The organism is Mangrovibacterium lignilyticum, assembly GCF_010882175.1.
GTDB classification, from domain to species: domain Bacteria; phylum Bacteroidota; class Bacteroidia; order Bacteroidales; family Prolixibacteraceae; genus Mangrovibacterium; species Mangrovibacterium lignilyticum.
Genome location: NZ_WKLH01000001.1, coordinates 830317 through 850851 on the forward strand (window position 1 = coordinate 830317; position 20535 = coordinate 850851).

Here is a 20535-nt window from a genome sequence, read left to right on the forward strand (position 1 = left end):
AGATCATGGAAGATACTTTACAAGGCCTACAAATAGGTATAGACAATATGTGGTTGCTGATTGCGGCATTCTTGGTAATGTTCATGCAACCGGGGTTTGCGATGGTGGAGGCTGGTTTTACCCGCTCCAAGAACACGGCAAACATCTTGATGAAAAACTTAATGGACTTTTCTATTGGTTCATTACTATACTGGGCAATTGGTTTCACCTTAATGTATGGTGATTCAATTGGCGGATTCGTCGGAACTCCTGACCTTTTCTTCATGAGTGACGGCTTCGGAGCTAACTATTCTGACTATGCTGACCTGTTTTTCCAAACCGTATTTGCCGCGACTGCTGCAACGATCGTTTCGGGAGCCATGGCTGAGCGTACAGAATTTATCTCCTACCTTATTTTCTCTATTGTTATCACCGTTTGTGTTTACCCGATTTCAGGACACTGGACTTGGGGTGGTGGTTGGTTGAGCGAACTTGGCTTCCACGACTTTGCTGGTTCTTCAATTGTACACTCTGTTGGTGGATGGATCGGTTTAGCCGGTGCTGCAATCATTGGACCTCGTATTGGAAAATACAAGAAAGACGGTACTCCCAATGCAATTCCTGGTCACAACCTGGCCTTAGGCGCTTTGGGTGTGTTCATCCTGTGGTTCGGTTGGTTCGGATTTAACCCTGGTTCTCAATTGGCTGCTGCCGGAACCGACAATGCTGTTGCTATCGGTCACATTGCCGTGACGACTAACTTAGCTGCTGCTGCCGGTGCTGTAACTGCCATGATTGTTGCCTGGTTCCGTTACAAACGTCCTACCTTGTCACTTACACTGAACGGTGCATTAGCTGGTTTGGTAGCTATTACTGCTGGTTGCGACGCTGTTAACCCTATTGGTGCGGTATTCATCGGTATTATTGCCGGATTTGTATTGCCATTTGCAGTTGAATTCTTCGATAAAATATTGAAAGTCGATGACCCTGTTGGTGCTGTTTCAGTACACGGTGTTTGCGGTGCACTTGGAACACTTTTGGTTGGTGTTTTCTCAACGTCTGAAGGTTTATTCTACGGACATGGAGCTCACGCTCTGGGAATTCAAGCAATCGGTGTACTTGCATACTTCGCATGGGCGTTCGGCCTTGGATTAATCCTGTTCTTCATCTTGAAGAAAGCTGGTATCCTGCGCGTTTCAAGACGTATCGAAGAAGAAGGATTGGATGTTTACGAGCATGGAGAAAGTGCCTACAATTAATAATTTCTTCAGCCTTTAAGTCTGTAGCTTTCTCAAGGGCCTGCCATCGGCAGGCCCTTTCTATTATCTGATGAGTATAAAAACTCTTCATTCCGGACTAAAAGCAAAAAAGGATGCCAACCAGCGGGGGTTGACATCCTTTTTTTACTTAGTAAGTTCGAATATTCTCAAATTTTCAACCCCTGCAACAAAGCACAATAGGTTTTAAACCCGTGCTCAATTTCAGAGACCAAAATATATTCATCGGCGGTATGCGAACGGGCACTGTCTCCAGGACCAATTTTGATGGACGGAAACGGCATTACTGCCTGGTCGGAAGTTGTAGGAGAGCCATAATAACTCAATCCTAAGCTGATTCCCCGCTCAACAATCGGGTGAGTCACCGGAATACCCGACGAATTCAAACGGGTTGAACGAGCTTCAACATCTGACTCAATCAATCCACTAATAATCTCGCAAGCTTCCTGGTTGGAATAAAATTCGTTGGTGCGAACATCCACAACAAAAGTGCAATTATCAGGCACTACATTGTGCTGATAACCGGCGCTTATTTGAGTGACGGACAACTTCACTTCACCGAGAACTTCTGAAATTTTTTCAAAGCTATAATTACGCAGTATCGCAATATCGTCGACTGCTTTGTACAACGCATTTTCTCCTTCATTCCGGGCAGCATGTCCGGCACGACCGTGGGCAGTGCAATCGAGCACCATCAATCCCTTTTCGGCAATGGCCATCTGCATTTGCGTGGGCTCACCAACTATCGCCAGGTTAATTTCACCTAACTCATCGACTAAACATTCCATACCTCCCGATCCGGAAATCTCTTCTTCAGCCGAGGCAGCAAACATCAAATTGAACGGCAGATCTTTCTCTTGATAAAAATGTACAAAAACAGCCAGTAAGGTTATTAACGATGCACCGGCATCATTACTTCCCAAACCAATTAACGTGTCACCGTCAAGTTCCGCCGAAAAGGGATCTTTCGTCCAATTTTTCACCGGTTTAACCGTATCAATATGCGAGTTCAGTAAAATAACCGGCTTTACATCTTCCCAAAACTCGTTTCGGGCCCAGCTATTAAATCCTTTAACTTGAAAAGGTATATTTTTCGATTTAAGAAAATCTCGGACAAGAGTAGCCACAGGTCCTTCGTCCCTGCTAAACGAGGGCGTTTGGATCATTGACCGCAGCAGTTGAATATATTCTTCCATTCGATTTAATTGAGGTAACAAATGTAATAATGTTTACGAAAGTAAGGCCTGGATCAAATATCAGGTCTATTGAATCCATTAAATAACCGTCACATTTAATAAAAGTTTCACGGCATCGTATATTTAATTTCTCAAAAATATTTCGGCATTTAAATTGAAACGTATTATCTTTGTTCGTAATTTAACGAACAATCATTAAAAGTAATGGAAGTCACCATTTTTACCGACGAACAAAAACAAGCCGCGCGTTTTGCCAAAGCGATGGGACATCCGGTACGCATGTACGTATTGGACTTGCTCAACAAACAAAGTTGTTGCTATAGCGGTGATTTATCAGATATACTGCCAATTGCAAAGTCGACCCTTTCGCAACATTTAAAGGAATTAAAAGATGCAGGATTGATTCAGGGAGAAATTGAAGCGCCCAAAGTGAAATATTGCATCAACAAAGAGAATTGGGCTAAAGCGCAAAAACTGTTTCAAGCCTTTCTGGAATACTAAAAAAATTTAAATACCATGTTCGTATTTCTGCGAACAACGAATAAAAAATAAAAAAAAATGGAAATCAAAGTATTAGGCACCGGATGTAAAAAGTGTAAGACACTGGAAGACATCACAAAACAAGCAGTAACCGAAAGTGGAATTGACGCCACAGTAATCAAAGTTGAAGACATGCTTGAGATCATGAAATTAGGCGTACTAACCACTCCTGCTCTTGTTATTAACGGAAAAGTTCTGGTAAAAGGGCGCGTTCCATCGTTAACTGAAGTGAAAGAACTTATTCAGCAATAAAACTAAAAACCACTTACAATGAAAAAAACCATCGTCACCTTAACCATTCTATTCATCGGACATTTTTGGGTCAGTGCGCAATGCTGCGACAAGTCAACAGCAAAAGTTGAAAAAGACAGTGCATGCTGCACCGATTCAGTAAAAGCAACAACAGACGTGAAAGCTTATTATTTTCATGCGACCAGACGCTGCGAAACCTGCCAGGCTGTGGAAGAAGTGAGCAAAGAAGCCATTCAGGAATACTACGGTAATCAAGTTGAATTTTTGTCTGTGAATAGCGATGAAGATGCCAGCGAAACCTTGATCGAAAAATACAAGGTCAGCGGCCAAACACTGATCATTGTGAAAGGCAACAAAATCATCGACCTAACCACAGATGCCTTTTTAAACGCTCGCACCAACCCTGAAAAGTTAAAAGCAAAAATTAAAGCCAGCATCGATCCGCTGATCTAAAATGGAAACGCTACAAAACATACTGGAAAATTCACAGCTCCCGATTTTATCGGCCTTCATTTTGGGTTTAATGACGGCTATCAGCCCTTGTCCGCTGGCAACCAATATCACTGCCATTGGCTATATCAGTAAGGATTTAAACAGCCGGAAACGCGTTTTCATGAATGGTCTAATTTACACGGCAGGCCGGGCTGTTTCCTATACTGCAATCGGACTATTGTTTTTCTTCGGAGCAAGTCAATTCGAGTTTTCTGGTTTTATCCAACAATGGGGCGAAAAACTGCTTGGCCCGCTACTCATCGTAATCGGACTGTTCATGTTAGGCATTTTTTCAATCACCATCCCGGGTTTAACCAAACTGACCGATAAAGTTGAAACGAAAGCACGAAAAGGTTTTTGGGGCGCTTTACTTCTTGGAATTGTTTTTGCCCTGGCATTTTGCCCCTACAGTGGAGTTCTCTACTTCGGCATTCTTATACCGATGACGATTAGCAGCAGTCAGGGACTCATTCTCCCTGCCATTTTCGCTTTGGCAACCGGGATTCCGGTAATTGTTTTCGCGTGGTTCATCGCCTATAGCATCGGATCAATCGGGACGGTATACAATCGAATAAAGACCTTTGAAACTTGGTTTCGTCGCATCGTTGCCTTGCTTTTCATTGGTGTGGGCATCTACTATTCAGTCATCTTCTATTTCTAAAATCAGTATGAAAATTAATCTTCTCGCACCGGCACAATCGAACAGAAATTGGTTACTTCCCCTGTTTCTGTTACCGCTATGGTTACTTCTATATTTGAATCTCCACCCGATCTCCGATTTCATGATTGATCGGATCTTCTACCTGAAGCCCGGGACGCACCTGACTGAATCAATTCGCTTCTTTGTTTTTGAAGTTCCCAAAGTAATGCTCTTGCTGGTACTCATCATCTTTATGGTTGGCATTGTGCGGAGTTATTTTTCGCCTGAGAAAACCCGAAAACTGTTGGAAGGCAAATCGCTTTTTACCGGCAACATCATGGCGGCCTCGTTAGGAATTGTTACTCCTTTTTGTTCTTGCTCGGCCATCCCTTTATTCCTGGGCTTTGTGGAAGCTGGAATTCCAATTGGCGTCACTTTTTCATTCTTAATTGCCGCCCCGCTGGTCAATGAAGTTGCCTTAGTGTTACTAATCGGATTATTTGGCTGGAAAGTAGCACTAATATACGCCTCAACCGGCCTGATCATAGCCATCCTCGCTGGCTGGCTGATCGGCAAACTAAAGCTCGAAAAATATGTTGAAGCATGGGTTTTCCAGGTAAAAACGAACCAGGAATACGCCGAAGAGGGAAAAGTTCCATTTTCAGAGCGACTCAAACAAGGCTACCTAGCGGTAAAAGAGATCGTCGGTAAAATCTGGATTTATATCCTGATCGGTATTGCAGTAGGAGCCGGTGCTCATGGCTATGTTCCTGAAGATTTTATGAGCTCATTGTTAGGAAGCGAACACTGGTATGGAGTACCACTCGCCATTTTGATTGGTGTTCCGATGTACTCAAACGCTGCCGGAATTATCCCCATAGTCAGCGTACTCATCGAAAAAGGCGTATCGCTGGGAACGGCGCTAGCTTTTATGATGTCGGTCATCGCCTTGTCGCTGCCCGAAATAATCATTCTGAAAAAAGTCTTAAAATGGCCATTGATCGCCACTTTTATTGCTATTGTTGCCTGCGGCATTTTGATTGTTGGATTTTCCTTCAACCTAATCTTATAGACAGGTAGAACAGTCCATTTTTTTCAAACCATAAAAACCAAATCACATGAAATCTGTCTCACTCGGTTTTATCGGCGGAGGGAGAATTACCCGAATTTTCCTTCAAGCCTTTCGGCACAAAGCAAGTGAATTTGAGAGTATTGTCGTTTGCGACACCGATGAACTTGTTTTACATGAACTGAAAAATCAATTCCCTGAAATCGTTACGACTTCCAATCCAACAGCATGTACCCAACAGCAAATCGTTTTCATCGCCTTGCACCCACCCCAAATAATGCCCGTGCTCGAGGAGATTGGAAATGAAATTAGCCCCGAAACGAGCGTTATCTCGCTGGCACCAAAGATTAGTCTGGAAAAGTTGGCATCTAAACTGCCGACACTCAACCTGGCCCGCATGATCCCCAATGCAACTTCATATATCAACAAAGGCTACAACCCAATTTGTTTTCATCCTGATTTCTCACCGGAGAAAAAGGCGACACTGCTGTTTTTCATTTCGCAACTGGGCAAAACATTTGAAACAGAAGAACGAAAACTGGAAAGTTATGCTCTGCTCTCGGCCATGCTACCAACCTACTTCTGGTTTCAATGGAAAGAGTTACAGGAAATCGGTCAGGAATTAGGTTTGAGTGAAGAAGAAACAAATCATTCGATATATGAAACTTTGAAAGCAGCCAACGAGCTGTATTTCAACTCAGAATTGAGCAACAAGGAAGTGACTGACCTGATTCCGGTTAAACCAATTGCCGAGCACGAACCGACAATTAAGGCTTGCCTCCATGATACTTTGGTTCCTCTTTTCGAAAAAATAAAAGCCTAAAACAAGAAATGTCCGAAAGTTGCGCATGGCAATCTTCCGGACATTTCCGTTAAACGCTATCTTGATAGAATAGCTTACTTCCTGGCAATAAAAGGCTTACCGGTTTTCAGAATTTCTCTTCCGGCTAAATCGTTTAAAATGATAGCAGCCATCATATACCACGCTGCAAAAGCACAAACAATCAGAACGATAGCAGCAACCGTATTCATTACAGGAAAACCGAAATGGGCAAGGTCCAGAAAAATAAAACCTGCCGTTAAAGTCGCGAATGTCACAAACATCGCAGTGTGTATAAAGAATGAACCGACCAGGAAAATTGCTGTAATCAGAGTCCAGGCAACTAAAAAGAAGCCTACATCGGTATGTGATGACGGATAAACATTCAGATGATTCAAAATCCAAATGATACCTAATCCAATCCAAAAAGACCCGTAGGCTGAAAATGCGGCAAATCCGAAATTATTGCCCATTTTATGTTCCAAAAATCCGGCGATCAGCTGAGCAGTTCCTCCAAAAATAATACCCATCGCCAAAATCGGACCTAGTCCAACCCATCCCAAATTGTGGAACTGTAGTAGAAGTGTTGTCAAACCGAAGCCCCCCAGTCCTACTACTGCCGGGTTGCCTAATTTAGAATTTTGCATGTGTTAGCTTGTTAGTGAATAAATTAGTGCCGCAAAAGTAAACAATATTCCGTGAACGATAACGGGCAGCAAAAAAATAAATCGCAGCTGACCTTAGTGAATTGCAAAAAATTACTGCTAACAGACCAAATTCATACACCAATGTTCCTATCCCAAGCACAAAGAAGACATTTGTTAATTAATCAGCAGATAAAAGAGCATTTTAATCAATTCTATCTCACAACTAATAAATAGTGTTTACTTTTCGGAGAAATCAAAAAAACCAAAGCAATGACTGACACTGATATTCAACTCGTCCAAAAAACATATCCCAAACTTAAAGTTATGGCTCCCCGTTTAGCCAAGTATTTTTATAACCGGATTGCCGAGCTTGACTCAACTCTTGAGTCTCTTTTCCAAGCTGACAGTGCAAGTAACGGGGCCGCTTTTGCTGAACTTTTGGACCAGGGAGTCGCTTCTATCGAAGATCCGAAATCATTACTTCCGGAAATCAAAAAACTGGAGGCAAAACTGACCTATTATAATATTAAGGCCGACTGTTTAAATACGATTGGAGTGGTTTTCGTTGACACATTAGCCTTTGGTTTTGGAAACGAATTCAATGCGCAAATTCAGAATCCGTGGGTGAACGCCTACAAAGAATATGCAGCCTTATTTTTCGCCGAATAATCCGGAATTACTCGCACTGTCCTGAACTCCTGATTTAATCAAAATTTAATGACGTATTTTTACGTCGTTTTGTTTTATGACGTATTTTTACGTCCTAAAGCAACGCGATATGACATCAGCAAAAGTTGAATTATTTGAGGAAAACCTACAGCAGGCAGCCGGCTATTTCAAAGCTTTGGCACACCCCGCCCGTTTGGCTATTCTGAAATACCTGGCCGAATCGAAAGTTTGCATCTCCGGCGACATCTCCAACGAGTTACCGCTCAGCCGGACCACCGTCAATCAACATCTGAAAGAATTAAAAAACACGGGATTGATCAAAGGATCGATCGATGGTGTGAAAGTTAATTATTGCCTCAATCCGGCAAAAGTTAAAGAGCTGAAACAAATTCTCGGCGATTTCTTAAATACAGTTGAACTACCGGAAAAATTCAACTGCAGAGACTAATCTATCGTAACGTTTAGCACAAAATTCATCAATAATCAAGCAAAAAACTATCTAAAAACATCCATATGAAAGTCTTAATTCTTTGTACTGGCAACAGCTGCCGCAGCCAAATGGCTCATGGTTTTTTACAGTCGTTCGATTCTAATCTTACAGTTTGTTCTGCCGGGACCGAAGCTTCAGGCAAACTAAACACCAAAGCTGTTCAGGTGATGAAAGAAGCCGGCATTGATATCAGTAATCACACTTCTGATTCGGTTCAAACCTATTTGAATGACGAATGGGATTATGTCATCACTGTTTGTGGCGGCGCTAACGAAGCTTGCCCGGCCTTTATCGGCAAAGTAAAACACCGTCTGCACATTGGATTCGACGATCCATCACACGCTGTTGGAACAGACGAGTTTATTATGAGTGAGTTTTACCGCGTTCGCGATGAAATCAAAGCCGGATTTTACGATTTCTATTTGAAAAACATTAAAAATGAGCAGTAATAAGCGACTCTCTTTTCTTGACCGCTATCTGACCTTTTGGATTCTGGCAACTATGTTGGCCGGAGTTATGATTGGCTACCTGTCTCCGGAAATAAGCGACTTCTGGAATCGCTTCCAGAGTGGGTCAACGAATGTTCCCCTGGCAATTGGACTGATTCTGATGATGTATCCACCGCTGGCGAAGGTAAAATATGAGGAACTGGGAAGAGTATTCAAAAATGTCAAACTATTGGGGATTTCGCTGATACAAAACTGGCTGATTGGGCCGCTGTTGATGTTTGTATTGGCGGTGCTTTTTCTGCGCGATTACCCGGAATACATGGCTGGTGTCATTCTAATCGGGTTGGCACGTTGTATTGCGATGGTGATTGTTTGGAACGACCTGGCCGAGGGAAACCGCGAATATGCGGCCGGACTGGTAGCTTTCAACTCCATCTTTCAAATCCTGTTTTTCTCGGTTTATGCCTGGGTTTTTCTCGGAATTCTCCCCGACTTGATTGGGCTGCAAACATTTCAGGTTGACATTACCATCGGTCAAATTGCTGAATCTGTTCTCATCTACCTGGGAATTCCATTTGCTGCCGGTTTCCTCACGCGATTCAGCCTGATTCGTCTGAAGGGAGAGGAATGGTACAACGAAAAATTCATTCCCCGAATCAGCCCGATTACACTGATCGCCCTGCTATTCACCATTTTTGTGATGTTCTCTTTTAAAGGAGAATACATTGTGAAAATCCCCATGGATGTGGTGCGCATCGCTATTCCACTGGTGATCTACTTTGTCATCATGTTTGTGGTTTCCTTTTTTATGGGAAAGAAATCGGGCGCGGATTACGCAAAAACAGCGACCATTTCCTTTACCGCAGCATCCAACAATTTTGAGTTGGCCATTGCTGTGGCCATAGCCGTCTTCGGCATCAACTCGGGCGAAGCTTTTGCGGCTGTTATTGGCCCGCTGGTCGAAGTTCCGGTACTCATCTCGCTGGTCAACCTGGCCTTTTGGTTCAAGAAGCGGTATTTTTCGATCGCTTAATCGGATTTAAAAAGAAAGGATCCGGTTTCGTTGATAAGACCGGATCCTTTTTGTTCGGATTCACGCAGTCAGCGACTGCTAGTTGTCGGAAAAGTCGGAGCTGGGGAAATCCTCCAGGGGAGGTCTTTCACGTTCTTTATAGATTGCCGCGACAAAAGCCAGTAAGATATCCTGACTGACCGGGTGATTCTGCCCAATCAGAATGGCCTTATCCAAGACTTTCGATGCCTCTTCATCCCGGCCGGCATCCAGCAATTTCATCGCATAGGCGACCAATATATCAGGCTGATCGGGTTCTCTATTCACAGCCTCTCTTGCATAATAAAGCGCCTTGTCCAGATCATTCACATCATCCGCAGCCTGCGAAGCTGCCAACGCGATCCCGGCGCTCTGTGTATCCACCTGACAAGCGCGTTCCATCAAGGCTAACGCTTTAACATTGTCTCCTAATCGTTGATACAAGGTTGCAGCACAAGCCAGGCCCCTGGCATAGTCGGGCATCAATGTTAAACAGCCCAATTCCAATTCATGTAATATGTCCAGCAACACAGCCTTATCGATGGGTGGCAGGCTTTGTTCGACCTTCGAATCATCGGGCGCCAATTCGTTTATCCGTTTGGCTACCTTCATATAGGCTTCGTCAACACGCCTTTTTTGTTCTTCAGTGTAATCCGTTTTCATTGGTTTTATTGAGTTATGATTTAAACAGGATCCGATCGTCGAAAGCAGACCGGATCCTCTGGGCAACTATGGCTAAATTCCAGTCTCCGGTTCAACCTCGGCCCGGGTTTCACGGGCTTTAATTTCGCTGGCAATGTCGAGGGCAACGGTTTCCAACTGATTGCTGATTTGTTGACATTCAGCATTGGTTTTCCGGCGGCAGTGGTAGTTCAGATCGTCGACCATCGTGGTGATCGTTTCGCGCAGCCATTGCTTTTCGGCAACGGGATCGATATTCTTCTGCTTGGTTTCGTAGACATTAAATGCGTTCAGCATTTGTTCGAAGTTGTCCTGAGTGGTTTTTATCAGCTCGAATTGCGGGCTGCACGAGCAGCTAAGCAGGTCGGCCTGCAAACCGGCGCTGGCTTCGACCTCGGCAATCAGACTGCGCACATTTTTCGTTTGTTCCGAGTAGTTGTCCTGCTGCATCGACCAGCCAAAGGTTTGCACCACCGCAATCACCCGGTTGGCCGCCGCACGAACAGCCTGATCGGGCTGTTTGGTGCAGTATAACAGGTAATACTTAAAAGCATCGAGCGCATCGTCGCGGTTCAGATCGGCATCCGCCACCGGCAGGGTATACGGATTTTTATTGTTCTTGTCCAGGGCCAGGCTCACCTGCGGCTGTCGCGCCAGCAGCTCCTCGTAGTAAGCGGCCAGGCTGATTGCCTGCAGGATTTCGATGGTATAAACCTGACAGATTAAAAGGATTTGGGTCAATAAACGAATGTAATCGCTGTTTCGGTAACTGTGAAAAGAAATCTTCATAACGGTTTAAAATTTTAATGATTCAAAAATTAGGTTGACATTATTTGGCGAGCCGGACAAAAACGGGGTGAAGGGCAACCAAGCCAATCTCGTGCCTGAAACCCAATGAATATTCCGGGAAACCTGTTTTCGAACGCCTCAAGAAATTTTTCGTTATACAAGTTATGCTAATCAAAAATAAAAACCAATGGTTAACTGCTAGAATATCAATAATGAACCATTCCCATCCGGAGCGCTTCACCCAGGGAGGCCGGATGAACCGCTCCCGTCCGGAGACCTTCACCCAGGGAGGTCGGATGAACCATTCCCGTCCGGAGACCTTCACCCATAGAGGCCGGATGAACCGCTCCCTTCCGGAGACCTTCACCCAAGGAGGTCGGATGAACCATTCCCATCCGGAGACCTTCACCCAGGGAGGCCGGATGAACCGCTCCCATCCGGAGACCTTCACCCATAGAGGCCGGATGAACTGCTCCCGTCCGGAGACCTTCACCCATAGAGGCCGGATGAACCGCTCCCGTCCGGAGACCTGTCCCAACGAAAAAAAGGTGCCTCCCCGTTGCGTTAGCTTGGGAAGGCACCTTTCGGATCATCTAAATCCTCGTTTCTGTTAACGAAGGTCTCTCGTCGAGACCCCTTCGAAGGTAATTTTCACCGGTTTAATCAAGCCATCGGCATCGAATTCCACTTTGTCGATACAAGTTACACGGTGATTGGCATCGGTTTCACCCAACGGCCGGCGGTGATAAACAATGTACCAGTCGTCGGTTCCCGGAACATTAATCATCGAATGATGTCCTGCTCCCGTTGCCACCTGCAGGTCCTGTTTCAGAATTTTCCCAATCCGTTTAAAAGGACCAAAGGGTGAATCGGCAATCGCATACGCAACGCTGTAATCGGGGCCTCCCCAGCCACCTTCCGACCACATGAAATAATACTTGCCGTTGCGGATAAACATGAAGGGCCCCTCAACGTAACCTTCAGGCGTAATTTCTTTGAACAGGCTCCCGTCCGCATAGGCTTCAAAGCCGGTAAAGTCGTCCTTCAACCGGACGATATTACAGTGTTGCCAGCCGCCGTAAATCATGTAATACTGACCGTCTTTATCGTGAAAAACGAATTGATCGATCGGCTGTGCCCCGTTGTGAAACTTGTCGAGCAAGGGCTTTCCCAGGTAGTCCTTGTACGGTCCTTCCGGCTGATCGGCAACACCAATACCAATCCCACCTTCTTCCTGATCACTTTGAATATCGTTGGCAGCGAAGAACAGGAAATACTTGCCGTCCTTCTGCACGATCGCCGGTGCCCACATCGCTTTACGGGCCCATTTCACGGCTTTGTTATCAATCACATGCGCGTGTTTGGTCCAGTTCACCAGATCGGGCGAAGAGAAGCAGTCCATGAAGGTTTGCTCACCGTACGGAGCCGAATACGTGGGGAATATCCAGTATTTGCTTTCAAATATTGCTCCTTCGGGATCGGCATACCAGCCTTCGACGACGGGATTGCCCGAAGTTTCCGGTTGCTGAGCCTTCACTCCGAAAGCCACTAAAAGAAGCCATATAAAAACGCTGACTCTCACCATTACTTCTTCAGTTCGTTGGAGAATGAATACGGGAAATCTTCGTCTTTTGTACCGCGTTGCTTGTTCGGTTCGGCTCCCATCTCGAAGTTTATCGTCGCGCCTTTCATCAGCTCGCCGTACTTTAGGAAATTCTTGTCGTAGGCTTTTCCGTTGACGGTCATCGACTCCACATAGCGGTTTTCACCGCTGTTAGCGGGTGCGTCGATCTCGATGGTTTTACCATTTTCGAGGGTTACCGTAATCTTTTTGAACAACGGCGCGCCCAGTACATACTCGTCCACGGCCGGCGTTACCGGGTAGAAGCCCATGGCCGAGAACACATACCAGGCCGAGGTTTGACCATTGTCCTCGTCGCCGCAATAACCGTCAGCCTGGGGGGTGTACAGGCGGTCCATCACCTCGCGCAGCCAATACTGCGTTTTCCAGGGCTGGCCGGCATAGTTATACAGGTAAATCATATGCTGAATCGGCTGGTTGCCGTGTGCGTAGTTGCCCATATTCATGATCTGCATCTCGCGGATTTCGTGAATAACTCCGCCATAGTACGAATCGTCGAAAATTGGGGGAACCACGAATACCGAATCAAGCATGCTTACGAATTCGTGCTTGCCACCCATCAGGTCGACCAGTCCCTGCACATCGTGGAAAACCGACCAGGTGTAATGCCAGCTGTTTCCTTCGGTAAAGGCATCGCCCCACTTAAACGGACTAAACGGCGACTGGAAGGTTCCATCTTCGTTTTTACCACGCATCAGCTTGGTTTCCGGGTCGAACACATTCTTGTAATTCATCGCGCGCTTGGCATAAATGGCAATTTCCTTTTTGGGTTTGCCCAAGGCTTTCCCCAACTCGTAAATACAATAATCGGCAAACGAATACTCCAATGTACGGGCAACGTTTTCGTTAATCCCAACATTATAGGGAACGTAGCCCAGCTTGTTGTAATAGTCCACACCGTACCGGCCAACAGAATGCAGGGGGCCTTCGTGTGTGGTATTTTTCACCACGGCATCCCAAAGGGTCTCCATGTCGTACCCGCGTCCGCCTTTTAGGTAGGCATCGGCAACGATCGTCGCCGAGTTCGAACCAATCATGCAATCGCGATGGCCCGGGCTGGCCCATTCGGGCAGGAATCCGCTTTCCTTGTAAGCATTGGCCAAGCCTTCCTGTATCTGCTCGTTAAGCGACGGATACATGAGGTTGAAAAAAGGAAATACAGCGCGCCAGGTGTCCCAAAAACCATTGTCGGTAAACATGTAACCGGGTAAAACCTCGCCATTATAGGGGCTGTAATGAACCACATTTCCGTCAGCGTCATATTCGTAAAACTTACGCGGGAAAAGCATCACCCGGTACAGACACGAGTAGAATGTTTTTAACTGGTCATCGCTTCCACCCGACACAGCGATACGCTTTAACTCTTTATTCCAGACCGCTTCACCTTTGTCTTTTACCTGGTCGAACGAGTCGTCGCCCAGTTCTCTCAGGTTACGCTCAGCCTGTTCGTAGCTAATAAACGACGATGCGACACGGGCACAAACCTGTTCGCCCTTTTGCGTTTTAAACTGAAGGGCTGCGCCGACATGATCAGCCTGTAATTCGCTGACTCCTTCAACAATTTTGTCAGTACTCCAAACATCACTCTTCGTGAAAGGCTTGTCGAAAACAATGACAAAGTAGTTTTTGAAATTATCCGGAACCCCTCCGCTGTTTCGGGTGGTATAGCCAATAATCTTTTGTTCCGAAGGAATGATCTTCACATACGAACCACGGTCGAATGCATCGACAACAACGCGCGACTCGTCTGTTTCAGGAAAGGTAAAACGAAACATGGCGGCACGTTCAGTTGGTGTAATTTCGGTCACTACATCATAATCGGCCAAATAAACTTTATAGTAATGAGGTTTGGCAATCTCTGCCTTGTGCGAAAACCAGCTGCCGCGGTCTTCACCTTTAATCTTCAGATCGCCTGTTTCGGGGAACAGCGAAAACTGGCCGTAATCGTTGATCCAAGGACTGGGTTGATGGGTCTGTTTGAATCCCTGAATTTTATCGGCATCATAGCCATAAACCCAGCCGTCGCCCATGTTACCGGTTTGCGGTGTCCAGAAATTCATTCCCCAAGGCAAAGCAATAGCAGGATATGTATTCCCGTTCGACAACTTAAATTCGGAGTCGGTTCCCATCAGTGTGCTCACATAATGGACAGGCGGATAATCCTGAGCCTGCAGCATGTGTCCGCACACAATTAAATGAAGAAGTAAGAGGTAAAACAATTTTTTGTACATAACTGAAATGCGTTTAATAAATGTTGATTTAGGTTGAAGAAACTGATGTCCGGATAAAACAAACAGTATTTGATAGCAGCTCACAATAATAACACATTTAATTTTCTTATAAAAAGGCTGCTGTCAAATTCTAATGTCAAAGCATAACACCGGCTTCGATCGCCCATTTTTCCCAGGCTGCATTCATGTCAGCAACCCGATTCGGCTCACTGCCAGCCAGATCATTCATTTCTGTATGATCTTTGGTTATATGATACAATTCCCATGGTTTGTTCGGTAACGAGCTCATTTTCCATTCGCCAATGCGAATTGCACGCCCCCCTTGGTGCTCCCAATACAGCGTGTCATGAATGGCTTTTCCATCTTCAAGCAAAGGCAGCAGGCTCTTCCCTTCCGGCAGAATTGTTTTCTCGCCGTTGACTGAATCCGGATATTGCGCTCCTGCCAATTCGAGGCATGTCGGTAACACGTCGATTACATGTGACACTCCCCGATTAATGGTATTTGCCTTGCCGGCCAGCCCTTTGGGCCAGTGAACGATGAAAGGTGTTGCCGTTCCCCCTTCGTAAGACTCCATCTTCCAGTAGCGAAAAGGAGTATTTGAAGCGCTCGCCCAGGCTTTTCCAATATAATTCCATGTTGTTTCAGCTCCGGGATGATCGGAGTTATATTCAATCATTGTTGAATCACGAGTGAAACCCGGACGGTCGAAGCCTGGTGGATAACCTCGTTCGTAAGACGCACCATTGTCAGAAAGAACTAGAATGAGCGTATTGTCATACATCCCTTTGTCTTTCAATTTTTGAATGATTTTCCCAACACCCTGATCCACATGATCAATCATTGCTGCATGCACAGACATACAAGCGGATTCATACACCTTTTTTTCACAATCATCCCAACTTCTTCCTGATGAATTGTCGGGCAACTTATAGGTCGTGCTGTCAATCAAACCCATCTCCACCATTCGTTTGTAGCGACTTTTTTGCAGAGCCTCCCAGCCGTCTTTATACGTATCTTTATACTTTTCAATATCCTCGGGCAGGGCATGCAGCGGCCAGTGTGGAGCATCATGTGCCACATACAGAAAGAATGGCTTATCATCCTGACTATACGAGTCGATCAGGTCGAGGGATTTTTGAGTGATAAAATCAGTCATGTAGAAATCTTCCGGGACCTCTTTAATTTGCTCTTCATTGTGGACTAAACTGAAGGGATCGAAATAATTAACGACACCCCAAATTACGCCCCAATGTTCTTCAAACCCCCGATTACTGGGATAGTTCTCCAAAGGTGAAAAAGGCCCGTGATCCACTTGATGAGCCATCCAGCGTAACTGCTCCACCGGGTCATCAACCGGCAATGTGGTCGACAAGTGCCACTTTCCTGTCATGCCGGTATGGTATCCGTTTTCTTTCAACACCTCAGCAATCGTTGCAGTGTTCATCGCCAGGTTTACACCCATGCCGTTAATTCCTGCTAGCTGCGGATATTGTCCGGTCAGCAGCGACGCCCGTGTTGGACAACAACGGGCGCAATTACGCATTTGGGTGAATCGCACACCGTCAGCAGCCAATTGATCAATGTTGGGGGTTTGAATTTCCCCCCCGTAACAGCCCAAATCCGAATAGCCCATATCGTCGAGCATAATAAGCAGAATATTGGGTTTCTCCGGTTCTGCGGGCTTCCTTTCAGCACAGCCGAACAGCAATATTCCTCCAAGCATCAACAACGATGCAAATCTAAAATTGAACATGTTTTATTTTTTATGACCTACTTGATTTATAAGTAATACAAACTACCAGGCCGAAACGCTCATTCTCCCGCTATTTTTTTTTCCAAAAAATTAACGGACAATTATAAAAACAGGGAATCAAATTACTTCAACTCCCCGTGAAACTTAAACTATGAATGAAAATAAAACGCTTTTAAATCAGTTTAATAAGTCAACTTTTCCTTGGTTAACCAACTTCAAAATCAGCTCGCCAAACAGGGTATTGGCCCAGGCAAACCAGCTTCGCGAGAAATTGGTCGGATCATCTTTGTGAAATGTCTCATGCATAAACCCAGTGCCGGCATCTGTATCGCGCAAAGTCTTCACACACCAGGCAATTTCCGCATCATCACTGCTGGTCATTGCCCGCATAATAATGCTCATCGGCCAAACCATATCGTAGCCCACATGCGGACCGCCAATTCCTTCGGCGGCTGTTCCTTTAAAGAAATAGGGATTGTCTTCGCTCCACACCAGTTTCCGTGTATTTTCATAAATCGAATCATTCCGGGCAACGCAGCCCAGGTATGGTAAAGCCAGCAAACTCGGCACATTAGCATCGTCCATAAAAGTCGCATTACCGAAACCGTCCACTTCAAAAGCATACACTTTTCCGTATTTCGGGTGTTTCACAATGGCATATTTCCGGATTGCTGTTTCAATCTCGTCAGCTAGCGACAAACAATCGCCAGCAAAAGCTTTGTCACCGGTAACCGTGTTGCTGATTTCAGCCAGCTGTCGCAGCGAGGTCACAGCAAACAGGTTCGATGGAATCAGGAATCCATAGGTCGCCGCGTCATCCGACGGGCGGAAAGAGGAATTAATCAATCCAACCGGTTTTAAAGGACGACCGTAACCATGATTGGAGAGTGTATCGAGCTGGCGGGTTGTTTCGCGTTCGAACTTGTAAGGTCCCAAGCCGTTTTTCCGCTGTTGCACTTTAAATGTATCGACAATACTTGCCGCTGCGTTTTGCCAGTCGGCATCGAAAACCGTATCGTCGCCGGTCGTTTTCCAGTAATGGTAGGCCAGACGAACCGTGTAGCAAAGTGAGTCGATTTCCCACTTGCGTTCGTGCAAACCTTGTTTCATATCGGTTTGGTCGCTCATCCACTCTACTTTTTCTTCTTTTGTTTTATTGAACGCATTGGCGTAAGGATCGAGCAATACGCATTGGGTTTGGCGGTTAATAACACCCGCAAGAAGTGTTTTCAAATCCTCATCTTCATTTGCCAAAGGCAGGTATGGCCAAACCTGTGCCGATGAATCGCGCAGCCACATGGCATGAATGTCGCCGGTGATGACAAATGTATCGGACTTGCCATTCAGCATTCCGAATTCAACCGTTGTATCCAATGTATTTGGAAAGCAATTTTCAAACATCCAGGCCAATTTCGGGTCTTTCAGTTTGGCTTTAGTGGCGCTAATTGCTTCCTCCACAGCTTGCGAACTAAAATTTCGTTTCCCGACTAGTGGACGTTTGCTTACGAACTCAGCTTTCGAGGCTGACCCCCAAACGCTTCCGGTTCCGGCGACAGCCAGTCCTGCAACAGTTAATCCGCTGGCTTTCAAAAAATTTCTTCTGCTTATCATTCTTTATTGTTTTTCAAGGTACTATTTGTCTACTGTAACTTTCAGAATCTGTCCTTTCTTCAACTCATCGTACGAGATGAAATAGCCATCAATCTCTTTCTCACCGTAAGTAATGCGGGTGATTTTTCGTCCTGTCCCTTCTTTCTCAATCGTGCAAACTTTATCGCCCAATTTCAGCTCTGTATTATCAAACAAGGGTACCGAAATCAGGTAATCCGGGTCAGCAGGCGAATAGCTGTAAATTCCCATCGCAGCGAGGACATACCACGCCGACATTTCGCCGGCGTCGTCCATGCCACATAAAGCCAAGCCGTGTTCCCCCATGCCGTAAAAATGGCTCATAATGCTGTCGAGTATTGCCTGCGACTTTTCCTGTTTGTCGATGAAATAGTACAGAAACGGGAAACTGTGATCAGGCTGATTGCCATGGCAATATTGCCCGATAAACGACGACACATTTCGGGCTATGTAGTTGCCGTTCCAGGGAATCGAGAACAGGGAATCGAGTTTGCTTTCAAAGTCAGCTTTACTGGGATACAAGGCAATCAGTCCGGGCGTATCATGCGGTGTAAAAAAAGACGACTGCCAGGCATTGGCCTCGCGGTACATGTATTCGTAATACGGGTATTGCGGGTTGAAATTGGGAACCCAATCGCCGTTTTCAAGTCGGCCGCGCATCAGACCTGCTGAGGGATCAAACAGGTTTTTATAGTTTGAACTACGATTCATCAACATCCGGTAATTAGCCGTATCTCCCAATTCTTTGGTCAGTAAAGCCACCGCGTAGTCATCATAAGCATATTCGAGTGTTTTGGTGACACCGGCTTTCGCTTTGGTTTCCACATGCGGTTTTTCAACCTCCGGGGTTGAAATGTATCCTTTTTCCATGTATTCAGTAATGTAGGGGCGGGTTCCGCCTTCGACCGTTGCATTTCGGAGCAGCAGATCATAGGCACTTTTCACATTGTATCCACGCAATCCACGCAGGTACGAACCTGCAATGAACGCCGCAGCATGGTCGCCGTGAAAGAAGGTGGGCATAAAACCGCGCTTTTCGCCGCGGTCAATCATCGATTGAATGACATCGTTAGTCACGCCGGGCTCCAACATACCCAGCAAAACCAATTTATCGCGGTAGGTGTCCCAAATAGAGGGAAGCGTGTAATAGCGAAAATCTTTTTGCACGACCTGATGGCTTTCGTCTGTAAACTCACCATTCACATCACTTCGCAAGGCTGGCCATAAAAACGACCGATAGAGACACGAATAGAACAACTCCTTCTCCCGTCTGGTGCCGCCTTTCACTTGAATTTTAGACAGCAACTCTTCCCAGGTTCTTGAAGCCACTTGTTTCACAGCATCAAAACTCTTCCCGGTAAGCTCAGCATCCAGATTTTCTTTCGCATTTTCAGGGCTGACAAACGACAGACCTATTTTCAATTCCAAGGGTTCGTCCGAATCTTCGAACGAAACAACAGAAATCGCCTTTTCTCCGTCTTCCAGCGTTTCAATACTTTTAATCGTACTATTCGTTTCGGCATAAAAGCACACCTTATCACCGGTTTGCTGAAAGCCCTTGAAAGCATTCGCCCCAGCTTGTACCAAGTGCCAATCGCGAACATGTTCGTTCGAGCGAGCCAAATTCAAAACCAGTTTTTTCGGTTCTCCTTTCGGATAAGTGTACTTGTGGTACCCACAATGCAAGCTCGAAGTCAATTCAGCATTCACTTTATAACGGTTGAGAAAAACCCGGTAATACCCTGGATGCGCCTCTTCATTCTCGTGACTAAAACCGGAACCAAAGTCGGTAGCCGTAAATTTACCTGTAACCGGAAGAACCGGTATGTGACACAGGTTCCAGTGCCCCTTGTTGGTATGGGTGAAAGCGTAAATAACGGTATCCTCGTACTCGTAACCAGCGCCGCTCCCAAACTCCGTAATCGGACTCAGCTGCACCATGGCATTGGGCAGAGCAGCCCCCGGATAGGTCAATCCAGCCCAAACACGCCAGTCCTTGGGAGGCTTGTAGCCTACATCCACACTATCCGTTAAAGGAGCAGTCCCCAAAAACGGATTCACATAATCAGTCAGCCGAGCCGGTGCTTTTGTACCAGCTAACAACGCCAATAAAATGACTAACAAGACTGCGTTAAAGCACCGATCTGTAAACTTTCGTGGTTGTAACATCATAATAGAAAACTCAAAAGAGTATGGTTGTTGAGCCATACTCTTTTTTTAGAAATGCTTAATCTCA

At 45.6% G+C, this 20535-nt stretch carries 21 protein-coding genes; 11 read left to right on the forward strand and 10 right to left on the reverse strand.

Features of this window, described 5'->3' with window-relative positions:
- The first annotated feature begins 5 nt into the window (after positions 1 to 5).
- Positions 6 to 1238 carry an ammonium transporter gene (locus tag GJV22_RS03330; protein ID WP_163708666.1) on the forward strand — a complete coding sequence of 411 codons (1233 nt, stop codon included), beginning with the start codon at positions 6 to 8 and terminating at the stop codon, positions 1236 to 1238.
- A gap of 167 nt (positions 1239 to 1405) precedes the next feature.
- On the opposite strand, the gene GJV22_RS03335 is transcribed toward GJV22_RS03330, so the two are convergent.
- A complete protein-coding gene (locus tag GJV22_RS03335; RefSeq protein WP_163708669.1) occupies positions 1406 to 2452 on the reverse strand; it encodes a M20 family metallo-hydrolase in 1047 nt (348 codons plus the stop codon).
- Between the two features lie 204 nt (positions 2453 to 2656).
- On the opposite strand from GJV22_RS03335, the gene GJV22_RS03340 reads away from it, so the two are divergent.
- Genes GJV22_RS03340 through GJV22_RS03365 form a run of 6 tightly spaced genes read left to right on the forward strand, consistent with a single transcriptional unit; the run spans position 2657 to position 6268 of the window.
- Positions 2657 to 2953 (forward strand): ArsR/SmtB family transcription factor, encoded by a 297-nt coding sequence (locus tag GJV22_RS03340; RefSeq protein WP_163708672.1) that lies wholly within the window; start codon positions 2657 to 2659, stop codon positions 2951 to 2953.
- Between the two features lie 57 nt (positions 2954 to 3010).
- Positions 3011 to 3244 carry a thioredoxin family protein gene (locus GJV22_RS03345; protein WP_163708676.1) on the forward strand — a complete coding sequence of 78 codons (234 nt, stop codon included), beginning with the start codon at positions 3011 to 3013 and terminating at the stop codon, positions 3242 to 3244.
- 18 nt (positions 3245 to 3262) lie between these two features.
- Positions 3263 to 3697, forward strand: coding sequence for a nitrophenyl compound nitroreductase subunit ArsF family protein (locus GJV22_RS03350; RefSeq protein ID WP_163708678.1), 435 nt, complete (start codon positions 3263 to 3265; stop codon positions 3695 to 3697).
- Between the two features lies 1 nt (position 3698).
- Entirely contained in the window at positions 3699 to 4397 is a 699-nt protein-coding gene (locus GJV22_RS03355) for an aromatic aminobenezylarsenical efflux permease ArsG family transporter (RefSeq protein WP_163708680.1), read from the forward strand.
- Positions 4398 to 4404: 7 nt separating this feature from the next.
- Entirely contained in the window at positions 4405 to 5448 is a 1044-nt protein-coding gene (locus tag GJV22_RS03360; RefSeq protein WP_163708684.1) for a permease, read from the forward strand.
- A gap of 46 nt (positions 5449 to 5494) precedes the next feature.
- Positions 5495 to 6268, forward strand: a complete 774-nt coding sequence (locus GJV22_RS03365; RefSeq protein ID WP_163708688.1) for a pyrroline-5-carboxylate reductase family protein — start codon at positions 5495 to 5497, stop codon at positions 6266 to 6268.
- 74 nt (positions 6269 to 6342) lie between these two features.
- On the opposite strand, the gene GJV22_RS03370 is transcribed toward GJV22_RS03365, so the two are convergent.
- Positions 6343 to 6912, reverse strand: a complete 570-nt coding sequence (locus GJV22_RS03370; protein ID WP_163708690.1) for an acetate uptake transporter — start codon at positions 6910 to 6912, stop codon at positions 6343 to 6345.
- 270 nt (positions 6913 to 7182) lie between these two features.
- On the opposite strand from GJV22_RS03370, the gene GJV22_RS03375 reads away from it, so the two are divergent.
- The 4 genes from GJV22_RS03375 (at position 7183) to arsB (ending at position 9553) form a co-directional block, all read left to right on the forward strand.
- Positions 7183 to 7581, forward strand: coding sequence for a globin family protein (locus GJV22_RS03375; protein ID WP_163708693.1), 399 nt, complete (start codon positions 7183 to 7185; stop codon positions 7579 to 7581).
- A gap of 109 nt (positions 7582 to 7690) precedes the next feature.
- Positions 7691 to 8029: an ArsR/SmtB family transcription factor gene (locus GJV22_RS03380; RefSeq protein WP_163708696.1), complete on the forward strand. Its 339-nt coding sequence runs from the start codon at positions 7691 to 7693 to the stop codon at positions 8027 to 8029.
- A gap of 65 nt (positions 8030 to 8094) precedes the next feature.
- Complete coding sequence (locus GJV22_RS03385) at positions 8095 to 8520, forward strand: arsenate reductase ArsC (RefSeq protein ID WP_163708700.1); 426 nt, start codon at positions 8095 to 8097, stop codon at positions 8518 to 8520.
- Complete coding sequence (gene arsB, locus GJV22_RS03390; protein ID WP_163708703.1) at positions 8510 to 9553, forward strand: ACR3 family arsenite efflux transporter; 1044 nt, start codon at positions 8510 to 8512, stop codon at positions 9551 to 9553. The genes GJV22_RS03385 and arsB overlap by 11 nt, the downstream gene beginning before the upstream one ends.
- A gap of 78 nt (positions 9554 to 9631) precedes the next feature.
- Here arsB and GJV22_RS03395 read toward each other — a convergent pair whose 3' ends face one another.
- The 8 genes from GJV22_RS03395 to GJV22_RS03430 all read right to left on the reverse strand — a co-directional run bounded on the left by GJV22_RS03395 (position 9632) and on the right by GJV22_RS03430 (position 20507).
- Complete coding sequence (locus GJV22_RS03395) at positions 9632 to 10234, reverse strand: tetratricopeptide repeat protein (RefSeq protein ID WP_163708706.1); 603 nt, start codon at positions 10232 to 10234, stop codon at positions 9632 to 9634.
- A 72-nt stretch (positions 10235 to 10306) separates the two neighbouring features.
- Positions 10307 to 11041, reverse strand: a complete 735-nt coding sequence (locus GJV22_RS03400) for a DUF6261 family protein (RefSeq protein WP_163708710.1) — start codon at positions 11039 to 11041, stop codon at positions 10307 to 10309.
- 206 nt (positions 11042 to 11247) lie between these two features.
- Positions 11248 to 11634 (reverse strand): hypothetical protein, encoded by a 387-nt coding sequence (locus GJV22_RS03405; protein WP_163708713.1) that lies wholly within the window; start codon positions 11632 to 11634, stop codon positions 11248 to 11250.
- Between the two features lie 17 nt (positions 11635 to 11651).
- On the reverse strand, positions 11652 to 12626 hold the full coding sequence (locus tag GJV22_RS03410; protein WP_163708716.1) for a glycoside hydrolase family 43 protein: 975 nt from the start codon (positions 12624 to 12626) through the stop codon (positions 11652 to 11654).
- Complete coding sequence (locus tag GJV22_RS03415; protein WP_163708719.1) at positions 12626 to 14914, reverse strand: GH92 family glycosyl hydrolase; 2289 nt, start codon at positions 14912 to 14914, stop codon at positions 12626 to 12628. The genes GJV22_RS03410 and GJV22_RS03415 overlap by 1 nt, the downstream gene beginning before the upstream one ends.
- Before the next feature lie 136 nt (positions 14915 to 15050).
- Positions 15051 to 16670 carry an arylsulfatase gene (locus GJV22_RS03420; protein ID WP_163708722.1) on the reverse strand — a complete coding sequence of 540 codons (1620 nt, stop codon included), beginning with the start codon at positions 16668 to 16670 and terminating at the stop codon, positions 15051 to 15053.
- Between the two features lie 177 nt (positions 16671 to 16847).
- Positions 16848 to 18281, reverse strand: coding sequence for a glycoside hydrolase family 125 protein (locus GJV22_RS03425; protein WP_163708724.1), 1434 nt, complete (start codon positions 18279 to 18281; stop codon positions 16848 to 16850).
- A gap of 21 nt (positions 18282 to 18302) precedes the next feature.
- Complete coding sequence (locus GJV22_RS03430; protein ID WP_238480270.1) at positions 18303 to 20507, reverse strand: GH92 family glycosyl hydrolase; 2205 nt, start codon at positions 20505 to 20507, stop codon at positions 18303 to 18305.
- Positions 20508 to 20535: the final 28 nt, after the last annotated feature.

Coding starts and splice junctions, on each gene's coding strand:
- GJV22_RS03345 (WP_163708676.1), top strand. CDS start 3,011: ATGGAAATCAAAGTATTAGGCACCGGATGTAAAAAGTGTAAGACACTG.
- arsB (WP_163708703.1), top strand. CDS start 8,510: ATGAGCAGTAATAAGCGACTCTCTTTTCTTGACCGCTATCTGACCTTT.
- GJV22_RS03425 (WP_163708724.1), bottom strand. CDS start 18,281: ATGATAAGCAGAAGAAATTTTTTGAAAGCCAGCGGATTAACTGTTGCA.
- GJV22_RS03335 (WP_163708669.1), bottom strand. CDS start 2,452: ATGGAAGAATATATTCAACTGCTGCGGTCAATGATCCAAACGCCCTCG.
- GJV22_RS03395 (WP_163708706.1), bottom strand. CDS start 10,234: ATGAAAACGGATTACACTGAAGAACAAAAAAGGCGTGTTGACGAAGCC.
- GJV22_RS03350 (WP_163708678.1), top strand. CDS start 3,263: ATGAAAAAAACCATCGTCACCTTAACCATTCTATTCATCGGACATTTT.
- GJV22_RS03380 (WP_163708696.1), top strand. CDS start 7,691: ATGACATCAGCAAAAGTTGAATTATTTGAGGAAAACCTACAGCAGGCA.
- GJV22_RS03375 (WP_163708693.1), top strand. CDS start 7,183: ATGACTGACACTGATATTCAACTCGTCCAAAAAACATATCCCAAACTT.
- GJV22_RS03360 (WP_163708684.1), top strand. CDS start 4,405: ATGAAAATTAATCTTCTCGCACCGGCACAATCGAACAGAAATTGGTTA.
- GJV22_RS03355 (WP_163708680.1), top strand. CDS start 3,699: ATGGAAACGCTACAAAACATACTGGAAAATTCACAGCTCCCGATTTTA.
- GJV22_RS03370 (WP_163708690.1), bottom strand. CDS start 6,912: ATGCAAAATTCTAAATTAGGCAACCCGGCAGTAGTAGGACTGGGGGGC.
- GJV22_RS03330 (WP_163708666.1), top strand. CDS start 6: ATGGAAGATACTTTACAAGGCCTACAAATAGGTATAGACAATATGTGG.
- GJV22_RS03400 (WP_163708710.1), bottom strand. CDS start 11,041: ATGAAGATTTCTTTTCACAGTTACCGAAACAGCGATTACATTCGTTTA.
- GJV22_RS03410 (WP_163708716.1), bottom strand. CDS start 12,626: ATGGTGAGAGTCAGCGTTTTTATATGGCTTCTTTTAGTGGCTTTCGGA.
- GJV22_RS03430 (WP_238480270.1), bottom strand. CDS start 20,507: ATGGCTCAACAACCATACTCTTTTGAGTTTTCTATTATGATGTTACAA.
- GJV22_RS03420 (WP_163708722.1), bottom strand. CDS start 16,670: ATGTTCAATTTTAGATTTGCATCGTTGTTGATGCTTGGAGGAATATTG.
- GJV22_RS03405 (WP_163708713.1), bottom strand. CDS start 11,634: ATGATCCGAAAGGTGCCTTCCCAAGCTAACGCAACGGGGAGGCACCTT.
- GJV22_RS03365 (WP_163708688.1), top strand. CDS start 5,495: ATGAAATCTGTCTCACTCGGTTTTATCGGCGGAGGGAGAATTACCCGA.
- GJV22_RS03385 (WP_163708700.1), top strand. CDS start 8,095: ATGAAAGTCTTAATTCTTTGTACTGGCAACAGCTGCCGCAGCCAAATG.
- GJV22_RS03415 (WP_163708719.1), bottom strand. CDS start 14,914: ATGTACAAAAAATTGTTTTACCTCTTACTTCTTCATTTAATTGTGTGC.
- GJV22_RS03340 (WP_163708672.1), top strand. CDS start 2,657: ATGGAAGTCACCATTTTTACCGACGAACAAAAACAAGCCGCGCGTTTT.